Source organism: Blastococcus sp. LR1, from assembly GCF_020166105.1.
Lineage (GTDB): Bacteria > Actinomycetota > Actinomycetes > Mycobacteriales > Geodermatophilaceae > Blastococcus.
This window is the reverse complement of sequence record NZ_JAIUJY010000001.1, coordinates 172,880-195,033: the sequence shown is the minus strand read 5'-3', so window position 1 is coordinate 195,033 and position 22,154 is coordinate 172,880. Positions and strand designations below refer to the sequence as shown.

Genomic DNA, 22,154 nt, shown 5'->3' with positions numbered 1-22,154 from the left:
CCGTGAACGTTCTCGACGAGATCGTCGCCGGCGTCCGCGAGGACCTCGCCGTGCGCGAGGCCGCCACGCCGCTGGACCAGGTGAAGGCAGCCGCCCAGGCGGCCCGGCCGGCGCTCGACGCCCTCGCCGCGCTGCGCGCCCCCGGCGTCGGCGTCATCGCCGAGGTCAAGCGCCGCAGCCCCTCGAAGGGCGACCTGGCCGACATCGCCGACCCCGCGGACCTCGCCGCCCAGTACGCCGCGGGCGGTGCGCGGGTCATCTCCGTCCTCACCGAGGGCCGCCGCTTCGGTGGATCGCACGCCGACCTGGCCGCCGTGCGCGCCGTCGTCGACGTCCCGGTGCTGTGCAAGGACTTCATCGTCAGCAGCTACCAGGTGCACGAGGCCCGGGCCTACGGCGCCGACGTCGTGCTGCTGATCGTCGCGGCGCTGGAGCAGAACGTGCTCACCGGTCTGCTGGAGCGGGTCGAGTCCCTCGGCATGACGGCGCTGGTCGAGGTGCACACCGAGGCCGAGGCCGACCGCGCGCTGGACGCCGGAGCGTCGGTGATCGGCGTCAACGCCCGCGACCTCACCACGCTGCAGGTCGACCGCTCGACCTTCGAGAAGATCGCGCCGGGGCTGCCGTCGGAGGTCGTGAAGGTCGCCGAGTCCGGCGTCCGCGGCCCGCACGACCTGATCAGCTACGCCGCCGCCGGTGCCGACGCGGTGCTGGTCGGCGAGGGCCTCGTCACCGCCGGCGACGCACGCCAGGCGGTCGCCGACCTGGTCACGGCGGGCTCGCACCCCGCCACCCCGCGCACCACCCGCTGATCCCGCCGGTAGCGGGTGATTGGGCACTGCGCGCGGACGAGGCGGCGATGCCGCCGCCGGGACTGACGTTGATGCCCGAGCACGGCGTCGACGTGCCGGTCTGGCACGGTCCTGACAGCCAGGACTCTGGGAACGTGACGGCCGAGGGGCTGTTGGCGTTGGGCGTGTCGAGCGGGCTCGTCGAGCGACTGCGTGCGTGGCAGGAGGGCTGGGAGCACGACCCCTTCACGCGGAGCAGCCCTCCTCAACTCCGACCGGGGACGCCGATGACCGTGCGGATGGCGCGGCACCTGCAGGCGGAACTGCCCGGCTACCGAATCTTTCTGGCCGTCGGATCGGAGCCCCGCCCTCTCGACGACTGGGTGGGCGACCGGCCGTAGCCAGCGGGCGGTGCGAGTGGTACCGGCCCGCGAAACTGTCGTACCTCGGCTCTAGCCTGCAGGTATGTCGGGATGCGGGTTCGCGGTCGGGGTGACTGTGATGCCTGTCGATCCCGTGCCCTCGCCGTGGGAGCTGGTGGATCCGGACCCGGCTCCTGGGTTGGACGAGCCGCTGAGCGATTGGTTGCCGGTGCGCCGGAGCGCGTCGGCGGCGGCGGGGCTGCTGGGGCAGATCGTGGCGGCCGAAGCGCAGCTGGCGGCTTTGCGCGCTGAACTGGTGATGGACCTGGCCGTTGCCCGGCCCGCTCCGGTCGACCCGTTGCCCGGCGGCGAGGGCGCCGGCCCGACCGGGCCGGCCGGGGTGAGTGAGTTCGTGCCCGATGAGCTGGCTGCTGTGCAGAACTGCAGCCGGGCTGCGGCGGTGACGCTGCTGGAGCACGCCGAGGTCCTGACCACGCTGCTGCCGGGGACCTTCGGGCTGCTGCGGCGGGGTCGGCTGGACTGGGCGCGGGCCCGGGCGATAGCCGCGGAGGTGGCTGCCACCGGCCGGGAGACCGATCCGGCGGTGATTGCCGGCATGGAGGCCGCGGTGCTCCCGCGGGCCGGGGAGTTGTCGGTACGCGGCCTGCGAGAGGCGGTGCGCGCCGAGCTGCTGGCCCGCGACGCCGCTGCGGCCGATCGGCGCCGGCAGCAGCGGGCGCGGGGCGCGGACGTGACGGTGCGGCCGGTCGGGGACGGGATGAGCGAGTTCCGCGTCCTCATGCCGCACGCCGAGGCCCGCGCCTGCCGCGACGCGGCCGACCAGCACGCCCGCGCCGCGAAGGAGGCAGGTGACATCCGTCCGCTCGGCTTGTTGCGGACCGGCGCGGTCGCCGACCTGATCCTGCGCCCCTGGCAGGAACGGCCGTCGGTCACCGCCCACCTGACCGTCGTCGCCCCGTTGGCGGCGCTGACCCCCGCCGGGTTCCTCTCCTCCGGTGCGGCGCGGCCGGCCGCGTTCATCCAGCCCGGCACCGCAGGGCCGATCGGCGAGGTCGACGGCGAGCCGATCACCGCCGCCCATCTACGCGAGCTGCTCACCCGGTTCGACGCCCTGGGCCTGCGGGCGCCGGCCGGCGGCACCCTCGACATCGCGATCACCGACCGCACCGGCCGACTGCTGGCGCTCACCAGCCCCACCGAACTCGGCCGGCTGGCCCGCCACGGCTGCCCCGACCACCCCGACACCGCGTGCGGCTGCCCGGTGCTGGGCCCACCCGGCCCGGTTGACCGCTACCGGCCCTCGGCAGGCCAGTACCGCTTCACGAAGGCTCGGGACCGCACCTGCCGGCACCCCGGCTGCACCGTGCGCGCCGGATGGGCCGACCTCGACCACGTTCTCGCCCACGCCGACGGCGGCGAAACCAGCTGCGAGAACCTCTGCTGCCTCTGCCGCCGCCACCACCGGCTCAAGACCTTCGCCCCGGGCTGGCAGCACACGATGAGCGACGACGGCGTCCTCACCGTTCTCACACCCTCCGGCGTCACCCGGATCAGCCGACCACCGGGCTACCGCGTGCTCACCGAGCCACCGCCACCACCACTCGACCCGGCCGACGACCCACCGCCCTTCTGACAGCGATCGGATGACTCGGCGGCGACCCCTGCGCCGCGGTGTGGTCGTCACGGGAGACACTGGGAGACATGACGACCACCCGCCCGCCGCAGACCGGAGAACTCTCGCTTCCGGCGCGCCCGGGCTGGCCGGACGAGACCGGCCACTTCGGCATCTTCGGCGGCCGGTTCGTGCCCGAGGCGCTGATCGCCGCGCTGGACGAGCTGACCGAGGCCTACGAGGCGATGCGGGTCGATCCCGCGTTCCTGTCGGAGTTCGCCCGGCTGCAGCGCGACTACACCGGCCGCCCGAGCCCGGTCACCGAGGTGCCCAAGTTCGCCGAGCACTGCGGCGGCGCCCGCGTGCTGCTCAAGCGCGAGGACCTCAACCACACGGGCTCGCACAAGATCAACAACGTGCTGGGCCAGGCACTGCTCACCAAGCGCATCGGCAAGACCCGGGTCATCGCCGAGACCGGCGCCGGCCAGCACGGCGTCGCCACCGCCACCGCGGCCGCGCTCATGGGGCTGTCCTGCACCGTCTACATGGGCGAGGAGGACACCCGCCGCCAGGCGCTCAACGTCGCCCGGATGCGGCTGCTGGGTGCGGAGGTCATCCCGGTGACCACCGGCTCGCGCACCCTGAAGGACGCGATCAACGAGGCGTTCCGCGACTGGGTCACGAACGTCGAGACGACGAACTACGTGTTCGGCACCGTCGCCGGCCCGCACCCGTTCCCGGCGATGGTCCGGGACTTCCAGCGGGTGATCGGCGACGAGGCGCGCGTCCAGGTGCTCGAGCGCGAGGGTCGGCTGCCCGACGCCGTCCTCGCCTGCGTCGGCGGCGGGTCCAACGCCATCGGCATCTTCACCGCCTTCGTGCCCGACGAGGGCGTGCGGCTGATCGGCCTGGAGGCCGGCGGCGACGGCGTCGACACCCCGCGGCACGCGGCCACGATCACCGGCGGCTCGCCGGGCGTCCTGCACGGTGCCCGGTCGTACCTGCTGCAGGACGACAACGGCCAGACCATCGAGTCCCACTCGATCAGCGCGGGCCTGGACTATCCGGGCGTCGGACCCGAGCACTCCTATCTGCACGACATCGGGCGAGCGGAGTACCGGCCGATCACCGACTCCGAGGCCATGGAGGCGTTCGCGCTGCTCTGCCGGACCGAGGGCATCATCCCGGCGATCGAGTCCGCGCACGCGCTGGCCGGGGTGATGAAGCTCGGCCGGGAGCTGGGTCCGGACGCCATGCTGCTGGTGAACCTCAGCGGCCGCGGCGACAAGGACGTCGAGACGGCGTCCCGGTGGTTCGGCCTCGGGGACCGCGAGGAGGTCGACCCGGGCCCCGGCCTGGACACCGACCAGCAGCCCACCGAGGGCGCGGTCAGCAACGACGAGGCCGTCGCCGGCCAGGACGCGGGAGAAGAGCTGTGAGCATCCTCGCCGAGCGCATCGGCGCGGCCAAGGCGGAGGGGCGCGCCGCCCTGGTCGCCTACCTGCCGGTCGGCTACCCCGACGTCGACACCTCGATCGCCGCGATGGTCGCCGCCGTCGAGGCCGGGGCCGACGTCATCGAGATCGGCGTGCCCTACAGCGACCCGGGCATGGACGGGCCGGTGATCCAGGAGGCCGTCGAGGTCGCCGTCCGCGCCGGCGTCGGCATGCGGGACGTGCTGCGGGCCGTCGAGGCCGTGGCCTCCGCGGGGGCAGCCGCGACGGTGATGAGCTACTGGAACCCCATCGAGCGCTACGGCGTCGAGCGGTTCGCCACCGACCTGGCCGCGGCCGGGGGAGCGGGGGCCATCACCCCCGACCTGATCCCCGACGAGGCGGGCGAGTGGATCGCCGCGAGCGACCACGCCGGTCTGGACCGGGTGTTCCTCGTGGCGCCGTCCTCCACCGATCCGCGGCTCGCCGCCACGGCCGCCGCCAGCCGCGGCTTCGTCTACGTCGCCTCCACCATGGGCGTCACCGGAGCCCGTGCCAGCGTGGGCGACGCGGCCCGCACGCTGGTGGACCGCACCCGGCAGGCGCGCCCGGACATCGCCCTGTGCGTGGGCCTCGGGGTCTCGAACGGCGAGCAGGCCGCGGAGATCGCCGCCTTCGCCGACGGCGTCATCGTCGGGTCGGCCTACGTCCGCGAGATGATCGAGGGGCGGGGCGCCGACGGCGTCCGCGCCCTCACCGAGGATCTCGCCGCGGGCGTGCGCCGGGCAGAGGTGCGCGCGTGAGCGTCCTCGCCGCCATCCCGAGCCCGACCCAGGGCGTCTGGGAGCTCGGTCCCTTCCCTCTGCGCGCCTACGCCCTGGCCATCGTCGCCGGCATCATCGTCGCGATCGTGCTCACCGAGCGGCGCTGGATCGCCCGCGGGGGAGCGCCCGGCGACGTCCTGGACATCGCGGTCTGGGCGGTGCCGTTCGGCATCATCGGTGGCCGCCTCTACCACGTGATCTCCAGCCCGCGGCCCTACTTCGGGGAGGGCGGCGACCCGCTCCGGGCCTTCGCCATCTGGGAGGGCGGCCTCGGCATCTGGGGCGCCATCGCCCTCGGCGGCGTCGGGGCGTGGATCGCCTGCCGGCGCCGCGGCATCCCGCTGCCGGCGTTCGCCGACGCGCTCGCGCCGGGGCTGCTGCTCGCCCAGGCGGTCGGGCGGCTCGGCAACTGGTTCAACAACGAGCTCTACGGCCGGGCCACCGACCTGCCCTGGGCACTCAAGATCTACGAGTGGGACGGCGGCCGCGCGGTCACCGGCGCCGACGGCGAGCCGGTGCTCCTGGGCACCTTCCACCCGACGTTCCTCTACGAGCTGCTGTGGAACCTGGCGGCCGCCGTCCTGGTCATCTGGGCCGACCGGCGGTTCCGCCTCGGCCACGGCCGGGCCTTCGCCCTCTACGTCGCCACCTACTGCGCGGGCCGGCTCTGGATCGAGCTGCTGCGATCTGATCCGGCGGAGACCTTCTTCGGTGTGCGGGTCAACGTCTTCACCTCGGTGATCGTCGGCCTGCTGGCCGTGGCGTACTTCGTCTGGCAGCGCGGCCGGCCGCGCGAGGAGATCGACCGGTCCGACGTCGCGGAGCAGCGCCGGATCGAGCAGTCGCCCCGACGGACGGCAGCCGCCAAGGCGCCCGCGCGTGAGAACGATCACGAGCCGCCGGCACCCTCCTGAGAACCCGCGAGAACCCTGGTCCGGACAGGGATCGCAGCGATCCGGACAGCGGGGCGTGGCGTGGCTTCCGTCATGTCAGTTCCGTGTTACGGCTGTGTACCCTCTCGCTTGACTCGCCAGAGATCCTGGCCGGGTCGTAGTGTCGGACCGGGCCAGCGTCGCCCCGCGGACGACGGCCCAGCGGCACCACCCGCTGGGTCTGCACGCCAGGAACGGTCGGGGCATCTCTGTCCGGCCGGTCCCCGGCGCTCCGCACGTGCCGCCTTCTCCGCCGCCTTCGACCCCCGGCTGGGCCTCCGCCCCCCGTCCGCCCTCACTCCCGAGGGACGACGGTGCGCCGACGACGGGAGTGACTGTGACCGACCTTCCCGCCCCCGCCACTGACGGCGCCTCGCGCCCGAGCGGGACCGCCGTCCCGTTCTCGGCCGTGCCGCCCGTGCAGGGCCTGTACGACCCGGCGAACGACAAGGACGCCTGTGGTGTCGCCTTCGTGGCCGACGCCCGCGGGCGACGGAGTCGCCGCATCGTGCAGGCCGGTCTGACGGCGCTGCACAACCTGGACCACCGCGGTGCCGCGGGTGCCGAGCCCAACTCCGGCGACGGCGCCGGCATCCTCACCCAGGTCCCCGACGCGCTGCTCCGGGCGAGCGTCGACTTCGACCTGCCGCCGCTGGGCGAGTACTCCGTCGGCATCGCCTTCATGCCGGCCGACGCCGACGAGCGCGCCGCCCGGGTCGCCGACGTCGCCCGGCTCGCGGAGGAGGAGGGGCTGACCGTCCTCGGCTGGCGCGACGTGCCGGTCGACCCCGACGGTGCCGACCTCGGCCCGACGGCCCGCGCGGTCATGCCGCACTTCGCCCAGCTCTTCGTCGCCGAGACCATGGGCGCCCGCGCCGACGGGGCGGCCTTCGGCGGCAACGTCGAGTGCCACGGCGTCACCCGCCTGGAGCGGCGCTCCTTCGTGCTGCGCAAGCGGGCCGAGCGTGCCGCGGTCGACGCCGGCAGCTCGCTGTACATCTCCTCGCTGTCCTCGCGCACGATCACCTACAAGGGCATGCTGACCACCGACCAGCTGCCGCTGTTCTTCCCCGACCTGCGCGACGAGCGCTACGAGTCGGCGATCGCGCTGGTGCACAGCCGCTTCTCCACCAACACCTTCCCGAGCTGGCCGCTGGCTCACCCGTTCCGCTTCATCGCGCACAACGGCGAGATCAACACCATCAAGGGCAACCGCAACCGCATGCGGGCGCGCGAGGCCAAGCTCTCCACCGAGATGTTCGACGGCCCCGCGGGTCCGGCGTCCGAGCTCGGCCTGGAGCGGATCTTCCCGGTCACCGCGAGCGACTTCAGCGACTCGGCGACCTTCGACGAGGTGCTCGAGCTGCTGCACCTGTCGGGCCGCTCGCTGCCGCACGCGGTGCTGATGATGATCCCGGAGGCGTGGGAGAACCACGACGAGATGGACGCGGCTCGCCGCGCCTTCTACCGGTTCCACTCCTCGATCATGGAGCCGTGGGACGGGCCGGCCGCGGTCTGCTTCACCGACGGCACGCTGATCGGCGCGGTCCTGGACCGCAACGGCCTGCGTCCCGGCCGCTGGTGGCACACCAAGGACGACCTGGTCGTCATGGCCAGCGAGGTCGGCGTGCTCGACATCCCGGCCGCCGACATCGTCGCCAAGGGCCGGCTGCAGCCGGGCCGGATGTTCCTCGTCGACACCGCCTCCGGGCGGATCGTCTCCGACGAGGAGGTCAAGGGCGCCCTGGCCGCCGCGCAGCCGTACGACGACTGGCTGCACGCGGGCCTGGTCCACCTGCCCTCGCTGCCCGAGCGTCGCCGCTCGCGGCCCAGCCACGAGTCAGTCGTCCGCCGGCAGCTGCTCTTCGGGTACACCGAGGAGGACCTGCGCGTGCTCATCACGCCGATGGCGGCCAGTGCGGCCGAGCCGATCGGTTCCATGGGCACCGACACCCCGATCGCGGCGCTGTCGGACCGCTCGCGGCTGCTCTACGACTACTTCGGGCAGCTCTTCGCCCAGGTCACCAACCCGCCGCTGGACGCCATCCGCGAGGAGCTGGTCACCAGCCTCGGGCGCACCTTCGGGCCGGAGCAGAACCTGCTCACCGCGTCCCCGGCGTCGGTCCGGCAGGTCCACCTGCCCTTCCCGGTCATCGACAACGACGAGCTGGCCAAGATCCTGCACATCGACGACGACGGCGACCTGCCCGGTTTCGCCGCCGTGCGGATCACCGGCCACTTCGACGTCAACGGTGGCGGCACGGCGCTGGCCGAGGCGATCGAGCAGCTGCGGACGAAGGTCTCCAAGGCCATCTCCGCGGGCGCCCGGATCATCGTGCTCTCCGACCGCGACTGCGACGAGAAGCGCGCCCCGATCCCGTCGCTGCTGATGACCGCCGCGGTGCACCACCACCTGGTGCGCGAGAAGACCCGCATGGAGGTCGGTCTCGTCGTCGAGTCCGGCGACTGCCGCGAGGTCCACCACGTCGCGCTGCTGCTCGGCTACGGCGCGGCCGCCGTCAACCCCTACCTGGCCTTCGAGTCGATCGAGGACCTCATCCGCGACGGCGAGCTGACCGGCATCGAGCCGGCGCAGGCCGTGCGCAACGTGGTGAAGGCGCTCGGCAAGGGCGTCCTCAAGGTCATGAGCAAGATGGGCATCAGCACCGTCGGCTCGTACACGATGGCCCAGATCTTCGAGGCCGTCGGCCTGTCCAAGGACCTCGTCGACGAGTACTTCACCGGCACCTCCGCCCCGCTGGGCGGCGTCGGCATCGACGTCCTCGCCGAGGAGGTGGCCCTGCGCCACCGCCGCGCGTACCCGGTGAACCCGACCGAGCGCGCGCACCGGCGGCTGGAGACCGGCGGCGAGTACCAGTGGCGCCGCGAGGGCGAGGTGCACCTGTTCAACCCCGAGACGGTGTTCCTGCTCCAGCACGCCACCCGCTCGCGGCAGTACGACGTCTTCGAGAAGTACACGCAGACGGTCGACCAGATGTCGGAGGACGCCGCCACGCTGCGCGGTCTCTTCACGCTGAAGACCGGCGTCCGCCCGCCCGTGCCGATCGACGAGGTCGAGCCGGTCAGCGAGATCGTCAAGCGGTTCAACACCGGCGCGATGAGCTACGGCTCCATCTCGCAGGAGGCCCACGAGACGCTCGCCATCGCGATGAACCGGCTCGGCGGCCGGTCCAACACCGGTGAGGGCGGTGAGGACCCCGACCGCTTCAGCCCCGACGCGAACGGCGACCTGCGCCGCTCGGCGATCAAGCAGGTGGCCTCCGGCCGGTTCGGCGTCACCAGCGAGTACCTCGTCAACGCCGACGACATCCAGATCAAGATGGCGCAGGGCGCCAAGCCCGGCGAGGGCGGCCAGCTGCCCGGCGCCAAGGTCTACCCGTGGGTGGCCCGCACCCGGCACTCGACGCCGGGCGTCGGCCTGATCAGCCCGCCGCCGCACCACGACATCTACTCGATCGAGGACCTCAAGCAGCTCATCCACGACCTCAAGAACGCGAACAACGAGGCGCGGGTGCACGTCAAGCTGGTCGCCGAGGTCGGGGTCGGCACGGTCGCTGCGGGTGTCAGCAAGGCGCACGCCGACGTCGTCCTGATCTCCGGGTTCGACGGCGGCACGGGTGCTGCGCCGCTGACCTCCCTCAAGCACGCCGGCTCCCCGTGGGAGCTGGGGTTGGCGGAGACCCAGCAGACGCTGCTGGCCAACGGCCTGCGCGACCGCATCACCGTGCAGGTCGACGGCCAGATGAAGACCGGCCGCGACGTGATCGTCGCCGCGCTGCTGGGCGCCGAGGAGTTCGGTTTCGCGACCGCGCCCCTCGTCGTGTCCGGCTGCGTGATGATGCGGGTCTGCCACCTGGACACCTGCCCCGTCGGCGTGGCCACCCAGAACCCGGAGCTGCGCAAGCGGTTCACCGGGCGGCCGGAGTTCGTCGTCACCTTCTTCGAGTTCCTCGCCGAGCAGGTGCGGCACTACCTGGCCGAGCTGGGCTTCCGGTCGATCGACGAGGCCGTCGGCCACGCCGAGCTGCTGGACACCCGCAAGGCGGTCGGGCACTGGAAGGCGCAGGGACTGGACCTCTCGCCGGTCCTGGTCGTGCCCGAGCTGCCCGAGGGCGCGCCGCTGCGGCGGATGCGCGGGCAGGACCACGGCCTCGACGTCGCACTGGACCAGACGCTGATCCAGCTGTGCGAGGGCGCGCTGCTCGACGCGCGGCCGGTGAGCCTGGAGCTCCCCGTCCGCAACGTCAACCGCACCGTCGGCACGATGCTCGGCTCGATGGTGACCCGCCGCTTCGGTGGCGAGGGTCTGCCCGACGGCACGATCGACCTGACCTTCGGCGGATCGGCCGGTCAGTCCTTCGGTGCCTTCGTGCCGCCCGGTATCACCATGCGGCTGTTCGGCGACGCCAACGACTACGTCGGCAAGGGCCTGTCGGGCGGGCGGATCATCGTCCGTCCCTCGCGCGAGGCGCCCTTCCTGGCGGAGGACAACGTCATCGCCGGCAACGTCATCGGCTACGGCGCCACCCGCGGGGAGATCTTCCTGCGCGGCCGGGTCGGCGAGCGGTTCTGCGTCCGCAACTCCGGTGCGCTCGCGGTCGTCGAGGGCGTGGGCGACCACGCGCTGGAGTACATGACCGGCGGCAGCGCGGTGATCCTGGGCCCGACCGGGCGCAACATCGCGGCGGGCATGTCCGGGGGCGTCGGCTACGTGCTCGACCTGGCGAGGCACCGGGTCAACACCGAGATGGTCGACGTCGAGCCGCTGGACGGCGAGTCCGCGCAGTGGCTGCGCGACGTGCTCGTGCGCTACGCCGCCGAGACCGAGTCGACCGTGGCCGCCGCGCTGCTGGCCGACTGGGGCCGCTGGTCCGAGCAGTTCAGCGTGATCATGCCGCGCGACTACCGGCGGGCGATGGAGGCCCGGCGGGCCGCCGAGGCCGCCGGCATCGACGTCGACCGGGCAGTGATGGAGGCCGCACGTGGCTGACCGGACCGCCCACCGCACCATCGAGCAGCAGGAGGAGGCAGCACGTGGCTGACCAGACCGGTTTCCTGAAGTACGACCGCGCGCTGCCGCCGCGCCGTCCGGTCGAGCTCCGGCTCATGGACTGGAAGGACGTCTACAGCCGGCGGGAGAACGGCGAGGACCCGTTGTTCCCGACGGCCGAGGTCCGCACCCAGGCCGCGCGCTGCATGGACTGCGGAATCCCGTTCTGCCACCACGCCTGCCCGGTGGCGAACCTGATCCCGGAGTGGAACGACCTCTCCCGCCGTGACGACTGGCAGAGCGCCATCGAGCGTCTGCACGCCACGAACAACTTCCCGGAGTTCACCGGGAAGCTCTGCCCGGCGCCGTGCGAGGGCTCCTGCGTGCTCAACCTGCAGGAGTCGCCGGTGACGATCAAGCAGATCGAGTGGGAGATCATCGACCGCGCCTGGGACGAGGGCTGGGTGACCCCCCAGAACGCGGCCGAGCGCACCGGCAAGAAGGTCGCCGTCGTCGGCTCCGGGCCTGCCGGCCTCGCCGCCGCGCAGCAGCTCACCCGCGCCGGGCACGACGTCACCGTGTACGAGCGGGCGGACAAGATCGGCGGCCTGCTCCGGTACGGCATCCCCGAGTTCAAGATGGAGAAGTCCGTCCTGGACCGGCGGCTGGACCAGATGCGCGCCGAGGGCACCCGCTTCGTCACCGGCGTCGACGTCGGTGGGAGCGCCGAGGCCGACCTGTCGGTCGAGCAGCTGCGCGGGGACCACGACGCCGTCGTCCTCGCCGGTGGCGCCACGATCGGCCGCGACCTGCCGGCTCCCGGCCGCGAGCTGGCCGGCATCCACCTGGCCATGGAGTACCTGCCCTACGGCAACCTGCAGGCGATCGGCGAGCTCGACGAGCCGCCGATCAACGCCGCCGGCAAGCACGTCGTGATCATCGGCGGCGGTGACACCGGCGCCGACTGCCTCGGCACCTCGCACCGCCAGGGCGCGGCCTCGGTCACGCAGCTGGAGATCATGCCGTCGCCGCCGGACCGCCGGGACCAGGGCAGCAACCCCTGGCCGACCTACCCGATGATCATGCGCGTCTCCAGCGCGCACGAGGAGGGTGGCGAGCGGCTCTACTCGGTCAACACCGAGCGGTTCCTGGGCGATGACAACGGCAACGTGCGGGCCCTGCTGCTGCACGAGGTCGAGCGGGTCGACGGCCGCTTCCAGAAGATCGAGGGCACCGAGCGCGAGCTGCCGGCGGACCTCGTCTTCCTCGCGATGGGCTTCACCGGCGCGCAGACCGAGGGCCTGGTCGACACCCTGGGCGTCGAGGTCGACGGCCGCGGCAACGTGTCCCGCGACGCCGAGTACATGTCCACCGTGCCCGGCGTCTTCGTCGCCGGTGACATGGGGCGCGGGCAGTCGCTGATCGTCTGGGCGATCGCGGAGGGGCGCGCCGCGGCCGCCTCGGTCGACACCTGGCTCACCGGCAGCTCCATGCTGCCGCGGCCGGTCACCCCGACGGCGGTCGCGCTCCGCTGAGCGGGCCGGGCCCGGAACCTACTGGTCGGTAACGCCGACACGCGGGATCCGGGCTCGGGCCGCTCCGCCATGCAGTTCGTCGTAGCACTAGCGTTATCCGCATGTCCCGCCGCGCGAAGATCGTCTGCACCCTCGGTCCGGCCACCAGCTCCGCCGACCAGATCAACGCACTGGTCGAGTCGGGCATGGACGTGGCCCGGCTGAACTTCAGCCACGGTGCGCACGAGGACCATGCCTCCGCCTACCGCCTGGTGCGGGCGGCCTCCGACCGGACCGGCCACGCCGTCGCGGTGCTGGCCGACCTTCAGGGCCCCAAGATCCGGCTCGGCACGTTCGCCGACGGCCCGGTGGTCTGGGAGACCGGCAGCCAGGTCTGCATCACGGTCGAGGACGTCGCCGGCACGGCCGAGCGCGTGTCCACGACGTACAAGAACCTGTCCAACGACGTGAAGGTCGGCGACCGGCTGCTGGTCGACGACGGGAACCTCTCCCTCAGCGTCGTGCGGGTCGAGGGCCCCGACGTCTTCTGCCTGGTCGTCGAGGGCGGCAAGGTCTCGAACAACAAGGGCCTGTCGCTGCCCGGGGTCGCGGTGAGCGTGCCCGCGCTGTCGGACAAGGACACCGACGACCTCCGCTTCGCACTGTCGCTGGGCGTGGACTTCATCGCGCTGTCCTTCGTGCGGTCGCCGACCGACGTCGCGCTGGTGCGCGACATCATGCGCCAGCAGGACATCTACGTCCCGGTCATCGCCAAGCTGGAGAAGCCCGAGGCGGTCAGGAACCTCGACGCGATCGTGGAGGCCTTCGACGGCATCATGGTCGCCCGCGGTGACCTCGGCGTGGAGCTCCCGCTGGAGCAGGTGCCGCTGGTGCAGAAGCGGGCGATCCAGGCCGCCCGCGAGCGCAACAAGCCGGTCATCGTGGCCACCCAGATGCTCGAGTCGATGATCACCAATTCCCGGCCCACCCGCGCCGAGGCGTCCGACGTCGCCAACGCGGTGCTCGACGGCGCCGACGCGGTGATGCTGTCCGGCGAGACCTCGGTGGGTGCGTACCCGATCGGCGCCGTCCGCACGATGGAACGCATCATCGACGCGGTCGAGAGCGACCACCTGTGGGTGCCCGAGGTGGCCCGCCGGTCCCGTTCGCGTTCGGGCGCGATCGTCCGGGCGGCCCGCGACATCGGCGAGTCCCTCGACGTGAAGGCGCTGGCCACCTTCACCCAGACCGGCGAGACCGCCCGCCGGCTGGCTGCGCTGCACCCCCGCCAGCCGCTGCTCGCCTTCACCGTGGACGCCCGGGTGCGCAGCCAGCTGGCGCTCTCATGGGGTGTGGAGACGTTCCTGGTGCCCGCTGTGGAGCACACCGACGACATGGTCGAGCAGGTGGACTTCTCTCTGCTCTCGATCGGCCGGCTCAAGGTGGGCGACCGCGTCGTCGTCCTCGCCGGCAGCCCGCCCAACACCGTCGGATCGACGAACCTGATCCGCGTGCACGAGGTGGGTACCGACTCGTGACCGGCGGACGGGGCGACAGCCAGGCGGCGGCGCTGCTGGCCGTGCTCGACCTCGAGGAGCGCGACACCGACGTCTACGTCGGGAAGACGCCCTCGACCGAGCGTCAGCGCATCTTCGGCGGGCAGGTCGCCGGCCAGGCGCTGGTCGCCGCCGGACGCACCGTGCCGGCCGATCGCGGCGTGCACTCGCTGCACGCCTACTTCCTGCGCCCCGGCGACCCGTTCGCCGAGATCCGCTACGCCGTCGACCGGATCCGCGACGGGCGCTCCTTCACCACCCGCCGGGTCGTGGCCTGGCAGGAGCGCAAGGGCGAGGAGGTCGCCATCTTCGCGCTGACCGCGGACTTCCATGCGGGTGAGACGCCGGTCGCCGAGCACGTCACGCCCGCGCCCGACGTCCCGTCGCCGGAGGAGGCGCTCGGCACCGCCGACGTCGTCGCCCGGCACGGGGACAAGGCGGCGTGGATGAACGCGATGGAGCACGTCGTCGAGCAGCGGTTCCTGCAGGACCCGTTCGCCGCGCCGCCGAAGTCCCCGCCGCACACCGAGACCCGGACCTGGTTCCGGGTGGCGGGCGACCTGGGCGACGACCCCGCCGTCCATGCCGCGGCCCTGACGTTCGTGAGCGACATGACCCTGCTGTCGGCCGGGTTCGCCCGGCTCGGCGGCGGCTGGCCGGACTTCGCGGGCGCGAGCCTGGACCACGCCATCTGGTTCCACCAGCCGGTGCGGGCCGACGACTGGCTGCTCTACGAGACCGACAGCCCGGCGGCCTCCGCCGGCCGCGCGCTGTGCTTCGGCAAGCTCTGGTCCGCCGACGGCCGGCACGTCGCGACGGTGGCCCAGGAGGGCCTCATCCGCCCCGCCGGATGAGGCCCGGCCCCGCTCATGCGGGGTCGCCGGTCTCCTCGGGGACGGTCTCCGCCGGCTCCTCCGTGGCGGCCGGCCCGGTGGCCCCGGCCTCGGCTGCCGTCGCCTCCACCTTCTGACGGTCCCGCTCGGCGCGCTCCTGCTCTGCCCGCGCACGCTCGGCAGCCCGGACAGCGGCCTGCTCGGCCGCCTGTGCGGCGAAGTCGGCGGCCAGCCAGTCGTGGCCCTCCTTCAGCAGCGCCCACACCCGCTCGACGTGCTGGCGGGTGGTCGCCGGCGAGCCGATGGCCACGCGTAGGACCGGCTGCCGCTCGATCGTGGTGTGGGTCAGGAAGACCTCGCCGCCGTCGTTGAGCCGGTCGAGCAGCGTCATGGTGGCGACGTCGGCGTCGACGCCGACGGGCCAGCGGGGCTTCAGGCAGACCAGCGACAGCGGGTGCTTGGTGACGACGTCGAAGCGCTCGTCGGCCTCGGCCCATGCCGCGAGCTCCTGGGCGAGCGCCACGTGCGAGCGGATGTGCGCGCGCAGGCCCTCGGCGCCGTACCAGCGGAGCACGAACCACAGCTTGAGCGCCCGGAAGCGGCGGCCGAGCGGAATCTGCCAGTCGCGGAAGTCGACCACGGCGCCGGCGTCGGTCGCGGCGTTGCGGAGGTACTCGGGGAGGATCGCCAGCGCACCGGTGAGGGCGGCCCGGTCGGCGACCCAGAAGAGCGTGGCGTCGAAGCCGGTGAGCAGCCACTTGTGGGCGTCGGTGGTGTAGCTGTCGGCCCACTCGACGCCGGCCTGCAGCTCGCGCAGCTCCGGGGCGATCGCGCTGACACCGGCGTAGGCGGCGTCCACGTGCAGCCAGACGCCGTACTTTCGGCAGATCGGGCCGATGGCCGCCAGCGGGTCGACGGCGGTGGTCGACGTCGTCCCGACGGTGGCGCAGACCAGCACGGGGCGGTAGCCGCGGTCGACGTCGCGCTGGAGGCGGGCGGCCAGCGCGCCGGGGTTCATGGCCAGGTCGCCGTCGACCTCCACGATGCGCACGGCGTCGGTGCCCAGGCCCGCGATGCGGACGGCCTTCTCCATCGACGAGTGCGTCTCGCTGGAGACGTAGACGGTCGCCCGCTCGGGCTGGACGCCCTGGCGCACGGTGGCGCCCCCGGCGGCCCGGTGCAGGGCGGCGAGCAGCGCGACCAGGTTGGCGCCGGAGCTGGAGTCCTGCACGACGCCGCCGCCGGTGCCCGTGGAGCGGAAGGACTCCGGCAGGCCGAGGAGGTCGGCCAGCCAGTCCATGACGTGCTGCTCGAGCTCGGTCGCCGCGGGGCTGGTCACCCACGACATGCCCTGGACGCCCAGGCCGGCGGAGACGAGGTCGCCGAGCACCGAGGGGCCTGACGTGTTGGCCGGGAAGTAGCCGAAGAAGCCGGGGTGCTGCCAGTGCGTGATGCCGGGCAGGACGACGCGGTCGAGGTCGCCGAGGATCGCGTCGAAGCCCTCGCCCTGCTCGGGGGCGGACTCCGGGAGAGCGGCGCGGACGTCGCCGGGGGAGACCTGGGACCGCACGGGGAACGAGCCGATGCGCTCCCAGTAGTCGGCGATCCAGTCGATCACCTCGTGCCCGTGGCGCCGGAACTGCTCGGGAGTCATGTGCGGAACGGGCTCGGTCACAGGGTCACGCTATGACACTGCGGTCCTCCGGACCGCACCGCGGCCACGTGCCACCACGGTCGCGTGGAGCCGCTGCGTCGCGGCTGCGCGGAGCCCTCCGGGCCCCACTCGCCACGACAGAACCGAATGCACGGTGCCCCCGGTGCGACTCGAACGCACACTGCGCGGGTTTTGAATCCGCTCCCTCTGCCGATTGGGGTACGGGGGCCTGCCGGGTGCGACCGGCGCCCGAGAAGCCTAGCGGGGGAGTGGTCGGCGTCCGACGCCGCTAGGCTCCCGCCCCGTGAGCACCGATCCGATCCGCGTCCTGATCGCCGAGGACGAGGCCCTGATCCGCCTCGATCTCAAGGAGATGCTCGAGGAGGAGGGGTACAGCGTCGTCGCGGAGGTCGGCGACGGGCAGCAGGCGGTCGACCGCGCGCGCGAGCTGAACCCGGACCTGGTCATCCTCGACATCCAGATGCCGGTGCTCGACGGGCTCTCGGCCGCGGAGCAGATCGCGACGGCCCGGATCGCCCCGGTGATCGTGCTGACCGCCTTCAGCCAGCGCGAGCTGGTGGAGCGGGCGCGGGACGCCGGTGCCATGGCCTACCTGGTGAAGCCCTTCTCCAAGAACGACCTGGTCCCCGCCATCGAGGTGGCCCGGGGCCGCTTCGCGGAGATGACGGCGCTGGACGGCGAGGTGCGGACCCTCGAGGAGCGGCTGGAGACCCGCAAGGTGGTCGAGCAGGCCAAGGGCCGCCTGATGAGCGACCAGGGCATGACCGAGGCCGAGGCCTTCCGCTGGATCCAGCGCACGGCGATGAACCAGCGCACGAGCATGAAGGCGCTGGCCGAGGCGATCCTCACCGGGAGTGCCGCAGCGGGCGAAGCGCCCGCCTGATCGTCCGCCCGGGCCTCACCACAGCCTGTCAAAGCGCTTCGTCATCGACCGCGCACGTTCTGTGCTCGTTTCGTCCCGCTGACGTCATCGAGGTCACGACCTCATCACTATCGCTTCGGGGTCTGGACCGATCGGCGGAATCGGCAGCTACGTTCTGCCCACTGATCGGGCGCCTCCCCGACCGGGTCCTCCCGCGAGGCGCGTCCGACGCTTGTCAGATGACACTGGGAGTTGCTTGATGCGCACTGGCACCACTGCCCGAGGCATCGCCGTGACCGGTGCCGCCCTCCTCGCCCTCACCGCCTGTGGCGGCGGCGACAGCGGCGACACCGCGGACTCCGGCGACAGCGGCGAGAAGCAGGTCAACGTCTACGGGACCGACGGCAACATGGGCAACGCCCTCGGAGAGGACTTCTCCGAGGAGGGCGCGCTCGCCGGCATGAAGGGCACGTTGCCCCTCACGGACCTCTCGCAGGAGTTCCGCGACCGCCTCATGGAGGTCGACCCCGACCTCCAGGACTTCAACTACGCCGGCGAGACCTACGACGCCGTCGTCCTGGTCGCCCTGGCCGCTCAGTCGGCCGGCACCAACGACGCCAACGTCTTCAAGGACTACATGAACGGCCTCACCTTCGGTGGGGACGCCTGCGAGGACTTCGCCAGCTGCGCGGAGATCCTCGGTGGCGGCGGCAACGTGGACTACGACGGCCAGTCGGGTCCGCTGAGCTTCGCCGACGCCGGTGAGCCCGCTCAGGCCAGCTTCGGCCTCCAGCAGTTCGGCGACGACAACCAGATCGACAACGACGCCACCGAGTTCGTCATCGCCGGTGACGAGGCCAACGCCGCCACCGACGAAGGCCCGGCCCCGGCCGCGGCTGCCGCCGCCGGCGAGCCGCTGGTCATCGGCACGCTCCTCCCGCTGACCGGGAACCTCGCGTTCCTCGGCCCGCCCGAGGTCGCCGGCGCCAAGCTCGCCATCCAGGACATCAACGCGGCCGGCGGCGTCTTCGGACAGCCCGTGCAGCTCGTCGAGGGTGACTCCGGTGACGCCTCGACCGACACGGCCACGCAGACCGTCGACCGCCTCCTGCAGTCCGGCGTCAACGCGATCGTGGGCGCCGCCTCGTCCGGCGTGAGCCTGACCGTCATCGACGCCATCACCGGCGCCGGTGTCATGCAGATCTCGCCGGCCAACACGTCGGACCAGTTCACGACCTACAACGACAACGGTCTGTACTTCCGCACCGCGCCGCCGGACACCCTGCAGGCTCGCGCCCTGTCCGACCTCATCATCGAGGACGGCAACAACACCGTCGGGATCCTTGCCCTCAACGACCCGTACGGCACGGGCCTGTCGGACAACACGAAGCAGAACCTGATCGACGCCGGCCTCGCCGAGGACGACATCGTCAGCATCACCTACGACCCGCAGGCCGCGAACTTCGACTCCGAGGTCCAGGAGATGGTGGAGTTCAACCCCGACGCGATCGTGGTCATCGGCTTCGAGGAGTCCTCGCGGATCCTGGAGAGCCTGAACCAGAACGGGGTCGGCCCGCAGCGCTGATCCCCGCTACCGGGTCCTGACCCGGTAGGAGCCACCACAGTGGCCCGGCACCCCGGGGTGCCGCGCCACTGTGCTGTCCGGGCTCCGGTGCTGTCCGGGCTCCTGTGAGCCACCCGCCGTCCTCGCCCTCGGCACGCCGTCCTCGAGCTCGACCGCGTGGACGCCGTTCCGGAGGTGAGGACGACGCCATGAGCCGGTCCCCAGCGGACGCTTCACGCCGACGTCGCCGGCGGACACCCTCGAACGCCGCAGCGCCGGCCCCCTGGAAGGGGACCGGCGCTGCGAGGGGACGAAGGGGGGCCTACTGGGCCTTGGCCAGCGTGCCCAGGTAGAGCTCGATGACCTTCGGGTCGTTCATCAGCGACGCCCCGGTGTCGGTGTAGGCGTTCCGCCCCTGGTCGAGCACGTAGCCGCGGTCGCAGATCTGCAGGCACCGGCGGGCGTTCTGCTCGACCATGATGATCGAGACGCCGGTGGCGTTGATCCGGCGGCAGCGGATGAAGACCTCGTCCTGGTAGGCGGGGGAGAGGCCCGCCGACGGCTCGTCGAGCAGCAGCACCGACGGGTCCATCATCAGCGCCCGGCCCATGGCGACCATCTGCCGCTCACCGCCGGAGAGGGTGCCCGCCTTGGCCTTGCGCCGCTCGCCCAGCAGCGGGAAGAGGTCGACGACGTAGTCGAAGCGCTCCTTGAAGGTCTTCGGCCGCAGGTAGACGCCCATCTGCATGTTCTCCTCGAGCGTGAGGGAGGGGAACACGTTGTTGTTCTGGGGGACGTACCCGACGCCGAGCGACACGAGCCGGTGTGCGGGCGCCGAGGTGATGTTCTCGCCGCGCAGGGTCACCGCACCCGACCGCACCGGGATGAGCCCGAAGAGCGCCTTGAGCAGCGTCGACTTGCCGGCGCCGTTCGGGCCGATGATGCCGACGAGCTCGCCCTCCTGCAGGTAGAAGTCGCAGCCACGGAGGATGTTCACGCCCGGCACGTAGCCGGCGATCAGGTCGTCGGCGCGCACGAGGGCGCCCTCGGCGAGCCGCACATGCTCCTCGCGGGTCGCGGCCTTCTCCGCGGGGGAGAGCTCGGCGCTCTCCGCCAGGTCGGCGCGGGTGACCTCCTCGCCCGTCTCGTCGACCTCGAACACCGGCTCGCTCATCGGCCCGTCCCCTTGCTGCTGTCGGCGGAGCCCGGGGTGTCCCGGTGCTCCTCGCGGGCGATCTCCGCCTCGACCTCGGCCAGCACCCGGTCCTCGTCCTCGACGGTGAGCGGGGCGTCGTGGTGGGCGCCGAGGTAGGCGTCCACGACTGCCTGGTTCTGGCTGATCGACTCGGGCGGGCCCTCGGCGATGATCTTGCCCGCGGACATGACCACGACCCAGTCGCTGATGTCGCGGACGACGTCCATGTCGTGCTCGACGAAGATCACCGTCATCCCCTCCTCGCGGAGGTCCTTGACGTGGCCGAGCAGGCTCTGGGTGAGCGCGGGGTTCACGCCGGCCATCGGCTCGTCGAGCATGACGACCTGCGGGTCGCTCATCAGGGCCCGCGCCATCTCCAGCAGCTTGCGCTGCCCGCCGGAGAGGATGCCGGCGAAATCGTCCTTCTTGGCATCGAGCTTGAACCGCTGGAGCAGGTCCATCGCCTTCTCGGTGTTCGCCTTCTCCTGCGCCCGCCAGGTGCCGGGCACCAGGGCGCGGAAGAAGCTCTCACCGCGCTGGCCCTGCGCGCCGAGCAGCATGTTCTGCAGCACGGTGAGCCGGGAGAGCGCCTTGGTGAGCTGGAAGGTGCGGACGACGCCGAGCCGGGCGACCTGGTGCGGCGACATCTTGCCCAGTGACTGGCCGTTGAACGACCAGGTGCCGGTGTCCGGCTGGTCGAAGCCGGTGAGCAGGTTGAACAGCGTCGTCTTGCCGGCGCCGTTCGGCCCGATCAGCCCGGTGATGCCACCGCGCTGGATCTCCAGGTGGTCCACCGAGACCGCGGTCAGACCGCCGAACGTGCGGGTGACGCCGTCGACGACCACGGCAGCGTCGGGCTTGGGCACGCCGACCTCCCAGGGGAGGTCGCGCAGCGCCGCCTGGGCCAGTCGCTGGGGAGCGGCCCCGGTCGTGCCGGCGCCGGAGGCCGTCGCACCGTGCGGTGGAAGGTCAGCGGGCATCGAGCATCACCTCTCGTCGGTCCCCGAAGATGCCCTGAGGGCGGAAGATCAGCAGCAGCATGAGCCCGAGTCCGACGAGGACGAAGCGGATCTGCGCGACGTCGGTGGAGGACAGCAGGTCCTCGGGGATGATCCCGTTGCTGATCAGCAGCCGCAGGCCGGTGTCGGCGAACTGCAGGATGAACAGCAGGATCATGGAGCCGATCACGGGGCCGAGGACCCGCGCCGCTCCGCCGAGGATCAGTGCGGCGTAGGCCAGGAACGTGTTGGCGTTCTGGTACTGGTCCGGCACGGCCGAGCCGGTGCCCACCGCGTAGACCATGCCGCCGAGGGCGCCGAAGATGCCGCCGAGCACGAGCGCCTGCATCTTGTAGACGTAGACGTTCTTGCCCAGCGCGCGGACGGCGTCCTCGTCCTCGCGGATGGACTTGAGCACGCGGCCCCAGGGGCTGCGCATGAGCGCGAAGACCAGCAGGCTGCCGAGGATCACCAGGATCCAGCCGACCAGCGCGACCCACAGCTCGCCACCGGACCAGCTGGTCCCGAGGATCGAGTAGCGCTGGGAGGTGTTCCACGGCGCCAGCGCGATGAAGTCGGTGTTGAAGGCCGACAGGCCACGGGTTCCGTTGGTGACCGGCGTCGCCGATACCGAGCGGAACAAGAGGCGGAGGCCCTCGGCGGTCGCGATCGTCGCGATCGCCAGGTAGTCCGCGCGCAGCCGGAGCGTCGGCAGACCCAGGAGCAGGGCCAGCACGACGGCGGCCGCCAGGCCGACCAGCACGCCCACCCAGAAGGGCAGGCCCCACTTGCTGACCGAGATGGCGATGCCGAACCCGCCGAGCATCGCGAAGGCGATCTGGCCGAAGTTCAGCAGGCCGGCGTAGCCGAACTGCACGTTGATGCCGATGGCCAGCAGCGCGAAGAAGATCGCCTGGAACCCGAGCGCGGACTTGCCCGCGACGGCCAGGGCGTTGAGGAGGTCGGCCATG

At 72.2% G+C, this 22,154-nt stretch carries 16 protein-coding genes and 1 tRNA gene; 12 read left to right on the top strand and 5 right to left on the bottom strand.

Annotated elements, in window-relative coordinates; translation table 11 throughout:
• Positions 1-2: 2 nt before the first annotated feature.
• The 10 genes from trpC to LBW97_RS00915 all read left to right on the top strand — a co-directional run bounded on the left by trpC (position 3) and on the right by LBW97_RS00915 (position 14,910).
• The gene (trpC, locus tag LBW97_RS00960) at positions 3-812 is read left to right on the top strand and encodes an indole-3-glycerol phosphate synthase TrpC (RefSeq protein ID WP_224497533.1); all 810 of its coding nucleotides are present in this window, start codon (positions 3-5) and stop codon (positions 810-812) included.
• 47 nt (positions 813-859) lie between these two features.
• Positions 860-1,192, top strand: coding sequence for a hypothetical protein (locus LBW97_RS00955; RefSeq protein ID WP_224497532.1), 333 nt, complete (start codon positions 860-862; stop codon positions 1,190-1,192).
• Positions 1,193-1,292: 100 nt separating this feature from the next.
• The gene (locus LBW97_RS00950) at positions 1,293-2,807 is read left to right on the top strand and encodes an HNH endonuclease signature motif containing protein (RefSeq protein WP_224497531.1); all 1,515 of its coding nucleotides are present in this window, start codon (positions 1,293-1,295) and stop codon (positions 2,805-2,807) included.
• A 68-nt stretch (positions 2,808-2,875) separates the two neighbouring features.
• Positions 2,876-4,225: a tryptophan synthase subunit beta gene (gene trpB, locus LBW97_RS00945; RefSeq protein ID WP_224497530.1), complete on the top strand. Its 1,350-nt coding sequence runs from the start codon at positions 2,876-2,878 to the stop codon at positions 4,223-4,225.
• Positions 4,222-5,022, top strand: a complete 801-nt coding sequence (gene trpA, locus LBW97_RS00940) for a tryptophan synthase subunit alpha (protein ID WP_224497529.1) — start codon at positions 4,222-4,224, stop codon at positions 5,020-5,022. Before trpB ends, trpA begins: the two co-directional genes overlap by 4 nt.
• Positions 5,019-5,957, top strand: coding sequence for a prolipoprotein diacylglyceryl transferase (gene lgt, locus LBW97_RS00935; protein ID WP_224497528.1), 939 nt, complete (start codon positions 5,019-5,021; stop codon positions 5,955-5,957). Before trpA ends, lgt begins: the two co-directional genes overlap by 4 nt.
• 355 nt (positions 5,958-6,312) lie before the next feature.
• Positions 6,313-10,986, top strand: coding sequence for a glutamate synthase large subunit (gltB, locus tag LBW97_RS00930; protein WP_224497527.1), 4,674 nt, complete (start codon positions 6,313-6,315; stop codon positions 10,984-10,986).
• Positions 10,987-11,030: 44 nt separating this feature from the next.
• Entirely contained in the window at positions 11,031-12,521 is a 1,491-nt protein-coding gene (locus tag LBW97_RS00925) for a glutamate synthase subunit beta (protein WP_224497526.1), read from the top strand.
• A gap of 101 nt (positions 12,522-12,622) precedes the next feature.
• A complete protein-coding gene (gene pyk, locus LBW97_RS00920; protein WP_224497525.1) occupies positions 12,623-14,038 on the top strand; it encodes a pyruvate kinase in 1,416 nt (471 codons plus the stop codon).
• Positions 14,035-14,910: an acyl-CoA thioesterase II gene (locus tag LBW97_RS00915; RefSeq protein WP_224497524.1), complete on the top strand. Its 876-nt coding sequence runs from the start codon at positions 14,035-14,037 to the stop codon at positions 14,908-14,910. Before pyk ends, LBW97_RS00915 begins: the two co-directional genes overlap by 4 nt.
• Before the next feature lie 13 nt (positions 14,911-14,923).
• Here LBW97_RS00915 and LBW97_RS00910 read toward each other — a convergent pair whose 3' ends face one another.
• Together LBW97_RS00910 and LBW97_RS00905 are read right to left on the bottom strand one after the other, a co-directional pair.
• Positions 14,924-16,564 (bottom strand): aminotransferase class V-fold PLP-dependent enzyme, encoded by a 1,641-nt coding sequence (locus LBW97_RS00910; RefSeq protein WP_224497523.1) that lies wholly within the window; start codon positions 16,562-16,564, stop codon positions 14,924-14,926.
• A gap of 134 nt (positions 16,565-16,698) precedes the next feature.
• Positions 16,699-16,772: transfer RNA gene (locus tag LBW97_RS00905), tRNA-Leu, on the bottom strand.
• A gap of 75 nt (positions 16,773-16,847) precedes the next feature.
• Here LBW97_RS00905 and LBW97_RS00900 point away from each other — a divergent pair.
• Together LBW97_RS00900 and LBW97_RS00895 are read left to right on the top strand one after the other, a co-directional pair.
• Complete coding sequence (locus LBW97_RS00900; RefSeq protein WP_224497522.1) at positions 16,848-17,447, top strand: ANTAR domain-containing response regulator; 600 nt, start codon at positions 16,848-16,850, stop codon at positions 17,445-17,447.
• Between the two features lie 238 nt (positions 17,448-17,685).
• A complete protein-coding gene (locus LBW97_RS00895; RefSeq protein WP_224497521.1) occupies positions 17,686-19,011 on the top strand; it encodes an ABC transporter substrate-binding protein in 1,326 nt (441 codons plus the stop codon).
• Positions 19,012-19,312: 301 nt separating this feature from the next.
• Here the strand turns inward: LBW97_RS00895 and LBW97_RS00890 are convergent, their stop codons facing one another.
• The 3 genes from LBW97_RS00890 to LBW97_RS00880 are packed head-to-tail and all read right to left on the bottom strand — an operon-like array spanning position 19,313 to position 22,153.
• Positions 19,313-20,164 (bottom strand): ABC transporter ATP-binding protein, encoded by an 852-nt coding sequence (locus LBW97_RS00890; RefSeq protein WP_224497520.1) that lies wholly within the window; start codon positions 20,162-20,164, stop codon positions 19,313-19,315.
• Complete coding sequence (locus tag LBW97_RS00885; protein ID WP_224497519.1) at positions 20,161-21,165, bottom strand: ABC transporter ATP-binding protein; 1,005 nt, start codon at positions 21,163-21,165, stop codon at positions 20,161-20,163. The genes LBW97_RS00890 and LBW97_RS00885 overlap by 4 nt, the downstream gene beginning before the upstream one ends.
• The gene (locus LBW97_RS00880; protein WP_224497518.1) at positions 21,155-22,153 is read right to left on the bottom strand and encodes a branched-chain amino acid ABC transporter permease; all 999 of its coding nucleotides are present in this window, start codon (positions 22,151-22,153) and stop codon (positions 21,155-21,157) included. The genes LBW97_RS00885 and LBW97_RS00880 overlap by 11 nt, the downstream gene beginning before the upstream one ends.
• Position 22,154 lies beyond the last annotated feature (1 nt).